At 63.9% G+C, this 13,531-nt stretch carries 10 protein-coding genes; 6 read left to right on the plus strand and 4 right to left on the minus strand.

Annotated features, from left to right (window positions below; all coding sequences use genetic code 11):
* Positions 1-77 precede the first annotated feature (77 nt).
* Positions 78-965, plus strand: a complete 888-nt coding sequence (gene hpnD / locus AB870_RS12650) for a presqualene diphosphate synthase HpnD (RefSeq protein WP_084663661.1) — start codon at positions 78-80, stop codon at positions 963-965.
* Between the two features lie 22 nt (positions 966-987).
* Here the strand turns inward: hpnD and AB870_RS12655 are convergent, their stop codons facing one another.
* Together AB870_RS12655 and AB870_RS12660 are read right to left on the minus strand one after the other, a co-directional pair.
* Entirely contained in the window at positions 988-2,214 is a 1,227-nt protein-coding gene (locus tag AB870_RS12655; protein WP_047904991.1) for a DUF1501 domain-containing protein, read from the minus strand.
* Positions 2,215-2,303: 89 nt separating this feature from the next.
* Positions 2,304-3,785 (minus strand): DUF1800 domain-containing protein, encoded by a 1,482-nt coding sequence (locus tag AB870_RS12660; RefSeq protein WP_335645735.1) that lies wholly within the window; start codon positions 3,783-3,785, stop codon positions 2,304-2,306.
* 958 nt (positions 3,786-4,743) lie between these two features.
* On the opposite strand from AB870_RS12660, the gene ompR reads away from it, so the two are divergent.
* The 4 genes from ompR (at position 4,744) to AB870_RS12680 (ending at position 8,366) form a co-directional block, all read left to right on the plus strand.
* Positions 4,744-5,469 carry an osmolarity response regulator transcription factor OmpR gene (gene ompR / locus AB870_RS12665; RefSeq protein ID WP_010808867.1) on the plus strand — a complete coding sequence of 242 codons (726 nt, stop codon included), beginning with the start codon at positions 4,744-4,746 and terminating at the stop codon, positions 5,467-5,469.
* Positions 5,470-5,649: 180 nt separating this feature from the next.
* Entirely contained in the window at positions 5,650-6,990 is a 1,341-nt protein-coding gene (locus AB870_RS12670) for an ATP-binding protein (protein WP_157112311.1), read from the plus strand.
* A gap of 240 nt (positions 6,991-7,230) precedes the next feature.
* Positions 7,231-7,779, plus strand: a complete 549-nt coding sequence (locus tag AB870_RS12675) for a peroxiredoxin (protein ID WP_047904992.1) — start codon at positions 7,231-7,233, stop codon at positions 7,777-7,779.
* Positions 7,780-7,838: 59 nt separating this feature from the next.
* The gene (locus tag AB870_RS12680; protein WP_047904993.1) at positions 7,839-8,366 is read left to right on the plus strand and encodes a carboxymuconolactone decarboxylase family protein; all 528 of its coding nucleotides are present in this window, start codon (positions 7,839-7,841) and stop codon (positions 8,364-8,366) included.
* A 155-nt stretch (positions 8,367-8,521) separates the two neighbouring features.
* Here AB870_RS12680 and ispF read toward each other — a convergent pair whose 3' ends face one another.
* On the minus strand, positions 8,522-8,938 hold the full coding sequence (gene ispF / locus AB870_RS12685; protein ID WP_237170133.1) for a 2-C-methyl-D-erythritol 2,4-cyclodiphosphate synthase: 417 nt from the start codon (positions 8,936-8,938) through the stop codon (positions 8,522-8,524).
* Between the two features lie 177 nt (positions 8,939-9,115).
* Entirely contained in the window at positions 9,116-9,847 is a 732-nt protein-coding gene (gene ispD, locus AB870_RS12690) for a 2-C-methyl-D-erythritol 4-phosphate cytidylyltransferase (protein WP_047904994.1), read from the minus strand.
* Between the two features lie 109 nt (positions 9,848-9,956).
* Here ispD and mfd point away from each other — a divergent pair, with 109 nt between their 5' ends.
* Entirely contained in the window at positions 9,957-13,421 is a 3,465-nt protein-coding gene (gene mfd / locus AB870_RS12695; RefSeq protein ID WP_047904995.1) for a transcription-repair coupling factor, read from the plus strand.
* The last annotated feature ends 110 nt before the right edge of the window (positions 13,422-13,531 follow it).

Genomic DNA, 13,531 nt, shown 5'->3' on the forward strand with positions numbered 1-13,531 from the left:
CCAACTCATGGCATCTGCCCCGCTGCGCGCTCGCGCACCGGCATCCGGGCACCTGACCAAACCGATACCCCATTCGCATGCAACCCCACGAGACCGCCGACAGCAATTCCGGCTCCCCCGCCAACCCCGCTCAGACCAACGCCCAGGCCAAAGAATACTGCCGCCAGAAGGCCGGCCCGCCCGGCTCCGCGCTCTACTACGCCCTGCTCCAATTGCCACCGTCCAAGCGCGACGACGCCTATGCCGTTCACGCATTCTCGCAGGAAATCGCCGATATTCACGCCGCCGTGCACGATCCCGGCGTCGCCCACGCCAAGCTCGACTGGTGGCGCCAGGAACTCGCGCGACTCTTCTCCGGAAATCCCGCCCACCCGGTGACCCGAGCCCTCTCCCCCGTCATCAAGCGCACCGGCCTGTCGCGCGACGCCTTCGAGGCCGTCCTGCACGGCGCCGAAATGGACCTCGCGCAAATGCGCTATCTCGACTTCGCCGGACTCAGCCATTATTGCGACGCCGCCGGCGGTGCCCCCGCCGAACTCGCCTCGCACGTCTACGGCTTCGACGACCCGCAAACGCCCGCCCTCGCCCGCGCCCTCGGCCACGCCATCACACTCGGCCGGCGTCTCACGGACGCCGGTGTGGACGCTCGCGCCGGCTACGTCTATCTGCCCATCGACGAACTTCAGCGCTTCGGCGTCACCGCCGCCGATATCCAGAACGGCAGGTACTCGCCCGCATTCGTCGAATTGATGAAGTTCCAACACGCTCGCGCACGCCAAACCATTACCGACGCGGCCGCAGCCATTCCGAAAATGGACCGGCGCAAGCAACGCCCCCTGCTCGCCCTCGCCGCCCTGCAACTCGCATTGATGGACGAAGTCGCCGCCAGCGACTACCAGGTGCTGCACCAGCGCATCGACCTCACGCCACTGCGCAAATTCTGGAAAGCCTGGCGAGCACGGTAATTCGCTCGGACCGACCCGGACGTCACGCCCGCAATACGTCCAACGGCTTGAACACGCCGCCGAGCACCGGCTGCGCATTCAAACCCCACCAGCGTTGCAGCACCGTGGCATAGACGTCTCGAAAGTCCACCGCGAACGGCAGGTTGCCGTTACCGTCCAGACGATCCAGTCTCGGCACATCACCATACAAGCCACCACGCACGCGGCCGCCCGCGATGAAATGCGGCGCGACCGTCCCGTGATCGGTCCCGTTGCTCTGATTCTCGCGAGGCCGCCGCCCGAACTCGGCATACGTTACGATCATCGTCGACTGCCAGCGGTTCAACTCGATAAGCCCCGCACGCAACGCCATCATCCCCTGCGAGAACTGACGCAACAGACTCGCCTGTTGTCCCGGCTGATTCTGATGCGTGTCGAACCCGTTCAAGGTCAGACGCAAGACAGCGACACCACGCCCCGGCAACGGCGCGCCCGCCGGCGAATCCGCCGCCGCCACCACCTGCAACGCCGTCTTCACCACATTGCCGAATGCCCCAGGCGATATCGGCGTGTGCAGCACGTACTGCCCCTGGCGCGGACGCAAACCGTCCGCCGCCTTCACGATGTCGTTCTCCACGCGCAGCACATGGGCCAACGCGGGATTGCCCACCCGCGACGCATTCGCCGACGCCAGATTCGCGTCGCGCAAAAACTGCGCAGGATTCGTCAACGTCACGGCACGCGCACCGCCGCTCAACGGCCCCAACTCCGCGCTGCCGACAATCACACCATCCGCGTCGAAACCCACCGGCACCGGCTGCTCTGCGAACGCCCGCGACAACCACCCATCTCGCAAATACTCGTCCGATCGCGACGCTGTATTCCATATCTCGATGGAACGGAAGTGCGACAGGTTCGGTTGCGGATAACCCACGCCCTGCACGATCGCCAACTCCTTTGCATCCCACATCGGCAACAACGCGCGCATCTCCGGATGCAAACCGCAGCGCTCGTCGAGTTGCACCACCTGCTCGCGCTTGATGCCGATATTCGGACGCAAGCTCGCATACATCGGATCCGCATACGGAACGACCGTATTGAGCCCGTCGTTGCCCCCTTTCAGCTCGACAAGAATCAGCAGATTGTCGTAATTGCCCACCGTGCCCGGCGACATTCCGGACAAGTCTCTGGCTGCCGCCAACACCGGCGCCGGGGTCAGCCACGTCGCACCCAGGCCGCCAGCGAACGTCAGAAAATCGCGTCGACGCATTTCACACCTCTCATGACCGGTCTCCCACCGATCGGCAAAGACCGCTCCGTAACCTGCCCAAGCCATTCACACCAACGCAGCGCGCCCGGTCACTTCAACTGATACGCCGGATCCATCAGCAACGCCTGCAAGAACGAGGCGCTGTTGACGCCCGGCGGTTGCGGCGCGGCGGGCGCAAGCGGCAAGACAGCTCGCTGCAATGCCTCGCGAGACGCCCCGTCCGGAACATCGACCGGACCCAACGCGTAAGGTTGCAGCCAGCGCGACAAGTCGAAACGTACGCCCGCCACGGTTCGCGGCATCGCCTGACCCGCACGAAGCGCCGTGCGCTGCACGCCGGAGCGTATTGGCGTCGAAGAAACGGACATCGCCGCCGACGGACCACCAGCGTTGGCGTTTTCCGTCGCGCGGAACATACGCTCGACGAACTGCTTGCGTGCGAGCAAGGTCGTACTGTCGATCCACGCGTCGCCACCGGGCCACCCCTTTACATTGGGCGGACGAAACAGGTCCTGCCCCAATACGCGCATCTGCTGCGCGAGCATCTGCGGATCGTCGTACCCGATATCGAACTCGCGAACGGTGTCCGTCACGAACTCGGACGGGGATTTGATCAACGTGCCGCGGGCGCGCGCGTCCCAGAACGCCGGCGTGAGGAACAACGCGCGCATCGCCACGCGTATGTCGTAGCCGCTCGCGCGAAACGCGTCGGCAACGCGCTCCACCTGAGTGGGGTCGGGTGTCGGCGATACGAACTCGAGCCACAATTTGCCGACGATGAACCTCGCCGTCTCCGGGCGCGCCAGCAGGATGTCGAGCACCTGATCGCCATCGAAGTCGCCCGTCCGATTCAGCACGGTCTTCGTGCCGGTGTCATGCAGGTCGGCACGCCAGACATATGTCATCGTGCTCCGGTCGAGACTCCAGCCGGTGTAGGCGCGCGCGGCTTCCCGCACGTCCTGCTCGGTGTAATGCCCTTCGCCCAACGTAAACAATTCCATCACTTCCCGTGCGAAGTTTTCGTTCGGATGCCCTTTGCGGCTGCCCGCGCCATCCAGATAGATGAGCATCGCCGGATCTTTGGAGACGTCGTGCAGCATCGTGCCGAAGTTGCCGAGCGCGTTTGCGCGCAGTAATACGTTCTGCCGGTACAGCACGGTCGGCTCGCGCACTTTGTCGTCACTCGACACGAAATGGTTGTGCCAGAACATCGTCATGCGCTCGGTCAGCGGCGAGGGCGTCGTCGCCATTTCCTGTGCCCACCAGGCAGACAGCGCGCTCGCCATGCGGTTGCGCCGCTCGTTGAGTTCGCGTCGCTCGTCCGGCGTCATTCCCTTGAGTGCAGCGCCGTAAAGCGGCGGATCGGCAGCCCATGCGGGGGGCGGCGTCACGGCCGTGCGGCGTGCCTGCATCAGCAACTGGTCGACGGCCTGCGCGCGGGTCAAGCCGACGAACGGCGCCAGTTCGCGCGCATCGGGCGCGTAGCCGGCGCGAGTGAGGAAATAACGGGCGTCGTCGGCGGTCAGTGGGCGCCTGGACGGATCGGCCGCCGACAGCGCAGCCCGTGACATCCTGGCATGGCCGGCTTGTCGAGCGTGCTGCTGCACGCGATTGGCATCCGGCGAACGGGCTTCGGCAGCGCGGGCGCCGGGGACAACAAGCGAAGCGCTCAGCATAGCAACGAGCCAGAGCGCGGCACACGCGCCTGCCGCCCGCGTGGAAGCCGTCGTGCGACATGTCATCGACGCGGCTGTGGCGCCATCGTCCGGCGGTGTGATTTCGGCCGACGGGACCGAGCGCAGCGCAAACGGCGCTTCGCCCGCCGCCGGACATGTCGTCCTTCGGTTGCAGTCGTGCCTGGTGCGCCACTTGCCCCTGTCGCGAGCTTCGTCGACGCAAAAAAAGCCAGCGTCGGCTGAGGCTGGCGGATTGGGTTTCGGCTTCATGGCACGCTCTCGTCAAAGTGACGTCACTGGCGTTTTCGGGAAGAAGCGTCGCGTAGTGTCCCCTTGTCGGCGAGGACTGCGCATCGTGTCAGTGACTATACAGTTCACGCACGGCGTCTTGAATGTGTTGACGCAGCAAGCGCCGATCTTCGGGCGACATGTGCCCATTGGGACGCCGGCCGGCTGGCGGATTCGGGAGATCGTCGGCGCGGCGATCTGCCGGAGGTTCGGCTGACTGCGCCTTCCTGGAGGCGTTGCGCGGCGACGGTGCAGGCGCGGCGTGTTGGACCCGGGGAGCGCTCGCCCCTTGGGATTGCGTGCTGAAATGAGCCACGGGACGGGCATACGTCACGCCCAGGTGTCCCCAGAGCATGATTCCCCCGAACAGTAGCGTAAACTCAGCAGCCCATCTCATCTTGTGCGTATGTCCTTCATGCCATGCGGCTGTTTTTGCCCTGGCAGGGGTGCAAGTGTACCCACTGCCTATGGTCAGCGCTCAAGCCGTAGGGTAAATTGTGTAACCCTTTGTAACCCGCTTTGGCGGCCTCCTCAGTTCGCAACATTTCGGGCTAAGATACACGGCATGGAAAACAAAAACTCTCCCAAAATTCTGGTTGTCGACGACGATCCGCGCCTGCGCGACCTACTGCGTCGTTACCTCGGGGAACAGGGTTTCAATGTCTTTGTGGCCGAAAATGCGACGGCCATGAACAAGCTTTGGGTGCGCGAGCGCTTCGATCTGCTCGTGCTGGACCTGATGCTCCCCGGTGAAGACGGTCTTTCGATTTGTCGCCGTCTACGTGGCGCGAACGACCGCACGCCGATCATCATGTTAACGGCCAAAGGCGAGGATGTCGACCGTATCGTCGGCCTCGAGATGGGCGCCGACGATTACTTGCCGAAGCCCTTCAATCCGCGCGAACTCGTCGCACGCATTCATGCAGTGCTGCGCCGTCAGGCGCCGCCTGAGCTTCCCGGTGCGCCCAGCGAAACGATGGAGACGTTCGAGTTCGGCGACTTCGCCCTGAATCTCGCCACACGCACGCTCACCAAGAACGGCCAGGAAATCGCGCTCACCACGGGCGAGTTTTCGGTGCTGAAAGTCTTCGCACGCCACCCGCGTCAGCCGCTCTCGCGCGAAAAGCTCATGGAACTGGCACGAGGTCGCGAATACGAAGTGTTCGACCGCAGCCTCGATGTACAGATCTCGCGCTTGCGCAAGCTCATCGAGCCGGATCCGGGCAGCCCCCGCTTCATTCAAACGGTGTGGGGCCTGGGCTACGTGTTCATCCCGGACGGCGGCGCGTGATCGGCCGTCATGACGTCCCAGGTTATCGAACGACGCCGGTCGCAATGCTTTCGCGCGCCGGCGTCTCGCCTTGTCCCGCACTGCGCTCCATGTCTTTCGCCGAGGCTCGCATAAGCTTTCGCCACTGCGCGCTTCGAACCTTCCGGCACGCCCACGCCACGTACTAGACGGAGCAACCCCATGCATCCGATACGGATGGTACGCGGGCTGTTCGGTGGTCTGTTCTGGCGTACCTTCTTCCTCATTGCCCTGCTCATCGGTGTCAGCCTCGCGGCCTGGTACCAGAGTTTTCGCGTAATCGAGCGCGAACCGCGCGCCCAACGCGTCGCGCAGCAACTCGTCTCCATCGTCAAGCTCACCCGCACCGCCCTGCTCTACTCGGAGCCCGACCTGCGACGTGCGCTGCTTCAGGATCTGGAGAGCAACGAAGGCATTCGTGTGTACCCGCGCGAACCGGCAGACGCCGTCGAGAAACAACGCGCGGGCGTCGTGCAGGACCTGATCGTGCGCGACGTACAGCGCCGCCTGGGCACCGACACCGTGATTGCCGCCTCCGTCAACGACATCCCCGCGATGTGGATCAGCTTCAAGATCGACGAAGACGACTACTGGGTCGCCATCGAACAGGATCGCATCGACACGGCCACCGGTCTCCAACTATTCAGTTGGGGCACATTCGCCCTCGCCCTCTCCCTCATCGGCGCGGCCTTCATCACCGCGCTCGTGAACCGTCCGTTCGCCCGACTGGCGCACGCCGCGCGAGCCATTGGCGAAGGACACCGCCCCGACCCATTGCCCGAGCGCGGCATGGGCGAGGCTGCCGAGGCGAATCGCAGCTTCAACCAGATGGTGGAGGAACTCGACCGGCTGGAGGCGGATCGTGCCCTGATGCTCGCCGGGATTTCCCACGACCTGCGCACGCCGCTGGCCCGCCTGCGACTGGAGACGGAGATGAGTCCGTCGGACGAGTCGGTCAAGCGCGACATGATCAGCGACATCGAGCAGATGGACGAAATCATCGGCCGCTTCCTCGATTATGCGCGTCCGGCCTCGCGCACGACGCAGTCCATCGACCTGTCCGAAATCGCACGCGACACCGCCGCCAATTTCGACGGACGCGACGACCTGAACCTCAGCGTCGATCTCGCCGATGCCGCCCCGGTTCTCGCGGAGCGCACCGATCTCAAGCGCCTGCTCACGAACCTGATCGAGAATGCGCGCAAATACGGGCGCGATGCACAAACGGACATCGCCAACGTCCACATCTCGACCCGGGTGCTGGGCGAACGTGTGGAGATGCGCGTACGCGATACCGGCCCCGGAATTCCCGAGGAACAATTGCACCTCGTGTTCCGTCCTTTCTATCGTGTGGACACGGCGCGCACGAAGGCGGACGGCACCGGTCTGGGCATGGCGATCGTGCAGCGCATTGCGTCGCGTTACAAGGGGCATGCCTCGCTGCGCAATGTTCGCCCGGGTTCCGGCCTTGAAATCATCGTGTCATTTCCGCTTGCTAAATAAGTGTTTGATGTGATCCGGCGAAAATTTGGCTATGCTCAAGGCTTGGCGCCACGCCACACCGCAAAATCCTATCGACGGGATTTGTTTTAACTATCTCCCAAATAAAATAAAGCTATTGCTATCGATAGTTTGATAGCGTATACTGCTTTGGTTGATCGGGATCGCGTGAACTCGGTCAGTTGCTGGTTGCGGCGTTCCCGGATGTCGCGACATAAACCGCACTAAATTTAGGAGTAATCGATGAAGACTGTCGGCGATAAACTCGAAGCGTTCTCGGTCCAAGCGGCCAAGCCTGGTTTCAACAACCACGAAGAAAACGGCGTGTCGGCTTTCGAAACGATCACGGAAGCGTCGTTCCCGGGCAAGTGGAAGGTCATTTACTTCTACCCGAAGGACTTCACCTTCGTGTGCCCGACCGAAATCGTGGAATTCGGCAAGCTGGCCAACGACTTCGCAGATCGCGACGCCGTGCTGCTCGGCGGCTCGGGCGACAACGAGTTCGTGAAGCTGGCATGGCGCCGCGAGCACAAGGACCTGAACAAGCTGAACCACTACTCGTTCGGTGACACGACCGGTGCTCTGATCGACCAGCTCGGCGTGCGTGACAAGGCTGCCGGCGTGGCCCTGCGTGCAACGTTCATCGTTGACCCGGACAACGTCATTCAGCACGTGTCGGTGAACAACCTGAACGTCGGCCGTAACCCGCAAGAAGTCCTGCGTATTCTGGACGGCCTGCAAACGGACGAACTCTGCCCGTGCAACCGCGCGGTCGGCGGTGCAACGCTGTAAGCGTCGTCTCGAAGCCCGCGAAAGCGGGCTTTTTCAGCCCAAAGCAATAGGAGAAATTTATGGAATTCCTCACCGCGATTAAGGCGCAGATTCCCGATTACGCCAAGGACATCCGCCTGAACCTCGACGGCACCATCGCCCGCTCCTCGCTCGAAGGCAACGACGCCGTGGGCGTGGCCCTCGCCGCGGCTTTTGCCGCCAAGTGCCAGCCCATCGTCAAAGCGATTCGCGAAGCCGGCGTGCTTGCCCCGGAAGAACTCGAAGGCGCATTGACCGCTGCGGCGATCATGGGCATGAACAACACGTGGTACCCGTATCTGGAGATGGCCGATAACGCCGAACTCAGGAACGAGAAGGCCCAATTGCGCATGAACGGCTACGCCACGCGCGGCGGCGTCGATCAGCGTCGTTTCGAAATGTACGCACTGGCCGCGTCCATCGTGGGCAAGTGCCACTTCTGCGTGAAGTCGCATGCCGCGCTGCTCGTCGACGAGCACAAGATGAGCACCGCGCAACTGCGTGACGTTGGCCGTATCGCCGCGGTCATCAATGCCGCTGCCCAGGTGATCGCCGCCGAAGCTGCATAAGCTGCACGGGCCGGGCGGAATAGCGCCGCCGGCGTTGCGCAACGCCGGCGGCGCGTGCCGTCACAACGCAAAACGGCGCTACCGGATTCATCAGGTAGCGCCGTTTTGCGTACTGGATGCGGGGCGGCGGCGTACGCCGACAGCCCGCTGGTCCCTCAGCGACCGATCAACAGTGCGGCCGCCTGCGCTTCGATCCCTTCCTGGCGGCCGAGATAGCCCAGCTTCTCGTTCGTCTTCGCCTTCACGTTGACCTGAGCGATGCCCACCCCGAGCGCGTCCGCAATCGATTGCGTCATCGCGGCGATGTGCGGCGCGAGCTTCGGCGCCTGCGCAATCACCGTGCAATCGACGTTCAGTATTTCATAACCCTGCTCGCGCACACGGCGCATCGCTTCCTTGAGCAGAACGACGCTGTTCGCCCCCTTGAAGGCGGGGTCCGTGTCCGGGAAGTGGCGACCGATGTCGCCAAGCGCCGCCGCGCCCAGCACGGCGTCGGTGATGGCATGCAGCAGCACGTCGGCGTCCGAGTGGCCGAGCAGACCTCGCTCGAACGGGATCGTTACGCCGCCCATCACGAGCGGACGACCGGGCACGAGGGCGTGCACGTCGTAGCCCTGACCGATGCGCAGTTTCGACAACGAGGCAAGAGAAACGGGAGAGATGGGAGAAACGGAAGAAACAGGAGTCACAGCGTGTTCAGTCATGGGGAATCGTCAGATGCGCAATAGCAATACGGTATGGCGGTTTGCTCAGGCGGATTTGGCTGCACCAAGAAACGCCTCGGCCAGCGCGAAATCTTCGGGATATGTCACCTTGAAGTTGCGCAGGCTACCGCGCACGAGCTTCGGGGCGTGACCGATACGCTCGATGGCACTGGCCTCGTCCGTCACTTCGGCGCCGGAGGCCAGGGCATCTTCCAGTGCATGACGCAGCATGCCGAGACGGAACATCTGCGGCGTTTGCGCCTGCCACAGGCCGTCACGCGACTGCGTGGCGCGTACCGACGCCAGCCCGCCCATCCCTTCTGTCCCGGCGGGCGGCTGCTCGCGCTTGAGCGTATCGGCGACGGGCAACGCCAGAATACCGCCGACGGGGTCGTCGCGCAGCGCACCGACGAGCGTACGGATCAACTCCGGCGTGATGCCAGGACGCGCGGCGTCGTGCACGAGTACCCAGTCGCTGTCCTGTGCACCGAACTCGGTGAGTGCCTGAAGGCCTCCCAGCACCGACGCATGACGCGACGGACCGCCACAGCGCCGCACTGCGAAACGCAGCGTGCCGAAGCGCCGTCCGTCGAAGTGATTGTCGTCCGGCGCCAACACCAGCAAGGTCTGCGCGAATTCGGAGCAGGCATCGAACGCGGCGAGCGCGTAAGCCAGCATGGGAAGTCCGCCAACGCTTCGGTATTGCTTGGGCACGGCGGCCCCGGCGCGCACACCGGTCCCGGCGCACGGGATCACGGCAAAAAGTCGGTCGCTCACGATAAAACGCAGGTAAGGGGAAAGCAGAGATTTTATAATAGACGCTGACTGTCACGGGGCCCCATGCGAATGGAGCCCCGTGCTTTGCCATTTCTGCAACGTTTTTCCTATGTCCTCCGCCAACGCCTTATCCCGTAGTACCGTGCCTGTGCCGCTCGTGAAAGCGGGACAGCGTTACGCCTTCGCCGGCTCGCATGCGTCGAGCGACGCCCTGCTCATCGCCCGTTATTTCGAGGAAAATCGCGATCGCCTGCCGCTGCTCGCCGTCGTCTGCGCGCAGGCGACCGACGCGCTGCGCCTTCAGCAGGAACTCAAATGGTGCGCGCCGGACCTGAGCGTGCGTCTGCTGCCCGATTGGGAAACGCTGCCCTACGACACCTTCTCGCCGCACCAGGATCTCGTCTCCGAGCGACTTGCCACGCTGCACGATCTGGGCGAAAAGCGCTGCGATATCGTGCTGGTGCCCGCCACCACGGCACTCTATCGCATGGCCCCCGCGAGCTTCATGGCGGCCTACACGTTCTTCTTCACGCAGGGCGAACGGCTCGACGAAGCGCGTCTGAAGTCGCAATTGACGCTCGCGGGCTACGAACACGTCAGCCAGGTGATGCGTCCCGGCGAGTACTGCGTGCGCGGCGGGCTGATCGATCTTTACCCGATGGGCTCTGCACTGCCCTATCGTCTCGATCTGTTCGACGACACCATCGACAGTATTCGCGCGTTCGACCCCGATACGCAGCGCAGTCTGTATCCGGTCAAGGACGTGCGTCTGCTGCCCGGGCGCGAATTCCCGTTCGACGAACCCGCGCGCACGGCCTTCCGGGGACGCTGGCGCGAAGTCTTCGAGGGGGACCCGAGCCGCAGCCCGATCTACAAGGACATCGGCAGCGGCGTGCCCTCGGCAGGGATCGAATACTACCTGCCGCTGTTTTTCGAAGAGACGGCCACGCTCTTTCACTACCTGCCCGCCGACGCCCAACTCGTATTCATCGGCGATCTGGACGCGGCCATCGGCCGCTTCTGGAACGACACGCGCCAGCGCTATAACTTCCTGTCGCACGATCGGGAGCGGCCGGTGTTACCGCCGGAGCAACTGTTCCTGCTCGATCAGGACTTCTTCGCACTCGCCAAACCGTTCGCGCGCCTGACGCTGCCCACGCCGGGCGATGGCAGCTGGGCGATCCCGCTGCCGCCGCTGGCGATCAACCGTCGGGCCGACGATCCGCTCGCCGCCCTGCGCGCATACCTCGCCCGCACGCCGGCCCGGGTACTTCTGTGCGCCGACTCGGCCGGGCGTCGCGAGACGCTGCTGCAACTGCTGCACGACAACGATCTCCGGCCGGCGAGCGTGGAGTCGCTGGAAGATTTTCTGACGTCCGACAAGCGCTTTTGTATCGGCGTCGCCCCGCTGGCCGCGGGCTTTCTGTTACCGACGGAAGATCTGGCGTTCGTCACCGAAAACGAGTTGTACGAAGGCCTCGCACGCCGTGCGGGCAAGCGCCGTCAGGAGCAGGCGACCTCCGTCGATTCGATGGTGCGCGATCTCGCCGAGTTGAAGGTCGGTGACCCCGTGGTCCACAGTCAGCACGGCATCGGCCGTTATCAAGGCCTCGTCAGCATGGACCTGGGCGAAGGCGAAACGGAATTCCTGCATCTCGAATACTCGGGCGAGAGCAAGCTATACGTGCCGGTCTCCCAATTGCATCTGATCTCGCGTTACAGCGGCTCGGACCCCGACACCGCGCCGCTGCATTCGCTGGGCTCCGGACAGTGGGAGAAGGCCAAGCGCAAGGCCGCACAACAGATTCGCGACACCGCGGCCGAACTGCTCAATCTCTATGCGCGCCGCGCCGCGCGCTCGGGCTATGCGTTCGAACTGTCGCCGCGCGACTACGAGAAGTTCGCCGACAGCTTCGGTTTCGAAGAAACGCCGGATCAGGCAGCTGCCATCGCCGCGGTGATGAGCGACATGACGAGCGGCCGGCCGATGGACCGTCTGGTCTGCGGGGACGTCGGCTTCGGCAAGACCGAAGTCGCACTGCGCGCCGCCTTCATCGCCGTACTCGACGGCAAGCAGGTCGCCATTCTCGCGCCCACCACGCTGCTCGCCGAGCAGCACGCGCAGACCTTCTCCGACCGTTTCGCCGACTGGCCCGTGCGTATCGCCGAACTCTCGCGCTTCAAGACCGCGAAGGAAGTCAATGCCAGTGTGAAAGCCATCAACGAAGGTCAGGTCGACATCGTGATCGGCACGCACAAGCTGCTCTCGAACGACATCCAGTTCCAGCGGCTCGGGCTCGTGATCATCGACGAGGAACATCGCTTCGGCGTCCGTCAGAAGGAAGCCCTCAAGGCGCTGCGCGCGGAAGTCGACATGCTCACGCTGACCGCCACGCCGATCCCGCGTACGCTGGGCATGGCGCTGGAGGGATTGCGCGACTTCTCGGTGATTGCAACCGCGCCGCAAAAGCGTCTGGCGATCAAGACCTTCGTGCGGCGCGAAGAAGACGGCGTGATCCGCGAAGCCATGCTGCGCGAACTCAAGCGCGGCGGTCAGGTGTACTTCCTGCACAACGAAGTGGAGACGATCGAGAACCGCAAGGCGCAACTCGAAGCGCTCGTGCCGGAAGCACGTATCGTGGTCGCGCACGGCCAGATGCACGAGCGCGACCTCGAACGCGTCATGCGCGACTTCGTCACGCAGCGCGCCAACGTGCTGCTGTGCACGACCATCATCGAGACGGGCATCGACGTGCCGACCGCCAACACGATCCTGATGCATCGCGCCGACAAGTTCGGTCTCGCGCAATTGCACCAGTTGCGTGGCCGCGTGGGCCGCTCGCACCATCAGGCCTACGCCTATCTGCTCGTACACGATCCGAAGTCGCTCACGAAGCAGGCGCAGCGGCGTCTCGAAGCCATTCAGCAGATGGAGGAACTCGGCGCCGGCTTCTATCTGGCGATGCACGATCTGGAGATTCGCGGTGCGGGCGAGGTACTCGGCGACAAGCAGTCGGGCGAGATTCACGAGATCGGCTTCCAGCTCTATACCGACATGCTCGCCGACGCCGTGAGCGCTCTGAAGGCGGGGCGCGAGCCCGATCTCAACGCACCGCTCGCCGCCACCACGGAGATCAATCTGCACGTGCCCGCGATCCTGCCGAGCGACTACTGCGGCGACGTGCAGGAGCGTCTCTCGCTGTACAAGCGGCTGGCCAACGGCACGCACACCGACGCCATCGACACGATTCAGGAAGAACTCGTCGACCGTTTCGGGAAGCTACCGCAGCAGGCGCAGGCGCTCATCGAAACGCACCGCCTGCGTCTGCTGGCCAAGCCGCTGGGCATCGTCAAGATCGACGCGAGCGAGGAAGCCATCGCGCTGCAATTCGAACCGACGCCCTGCGTCGATCCGATGCGCATCATCGAGCTCGTGCAAAAGCATCGCCACATCAAGCTGGCCGGACAGGACAAGCTGCGCATCGAAGCCAAACATGCGCAGCTCACCGACCGGGTCCGCGCGATCAAGGAAACGCTGCGCGCGCTGGGGTCCCCCGGTGCGAAGGCCGCCTGAACCCGGACCGGCCCCGGAAACGGCGCCGATACCGAAACAAAACCGGCAAGAATCGTGTGCGGCGCAGCAATTCACGACCACTGCGCTTCGTGCACGTCCGGACAAACCCG

This window comes from Pandoraea faecigallinarum (assembly GCF_001029105.3).
In the GTDB taxonomy this organism is placed as follows: domain Bacteria; phylum Pseudomonadota; class Gammaproteobacteria; order Burkholderiales; family Burkholderiaceae; genus Pandoraea; species Pandoraea faecigallinarum.

Coding starts and splice junctions, on each gene's coding strand:
- hpnD (WP_084663661.1), top strand. CDS start 78: ATGCAACCCCACGAGACCGCCGACAGCAATTCCGGCTCCCCCGCCAAC.
- AB870_RS12655 (WP_047904991.1), bottom strand. CDS start 2,214: ATGCGTCGACGCGATTTTCTGACGTTCGCTGGCGGCCTGGGTGCGACG.
- AB870_RS12660 (WP_335645735.1), bottom strand. CDS start 3,785: ATGTCACGGGCTGCGCTGTCGGCGGCCGATCCGTCCAGGCGCCCACTG.
- ompR (WP_010808867.1), top strand. CDS start 4,744: ATGGAAAACAAAAACTCTCCCAAAATTCTGGTTGTCGACGACGATCCG.
- AB870_RS12670 (WP_157112311.1), top strand. CDS start 5,650: ATGCATCCGATACGGATGGTACGCGGGCTGTTCGGTGGTCTGTTCTGG.
- AB870_RS12675 (WP_047904992.1), top strand. CDS start 7,231: ATGAAGACTGTCGGCGATAAACTCGAAGCGTTCTCGGTCCAAGCGGCC.
- AB870_RS12680 (WP_047904993.1), top strand. CDS start 7,839: ATGGAATTCCTCACCGCGATTAAGGCGCAGATTCCCGATTACGCCAAG.
- ispF (WP_237170133.1), bottom strand. CDS start 8,938: ATGGGCGGCGTAACGATCCCGTTCGAGCGAGGTCTGCTCGGCCACTCG.
- mfd (WP_047904995.1), top strand. CDS start 9,957: ATGTCCTCCGCCAACGCCTTATCCCGTAGTACCGTGCCTGTGCCGCTC.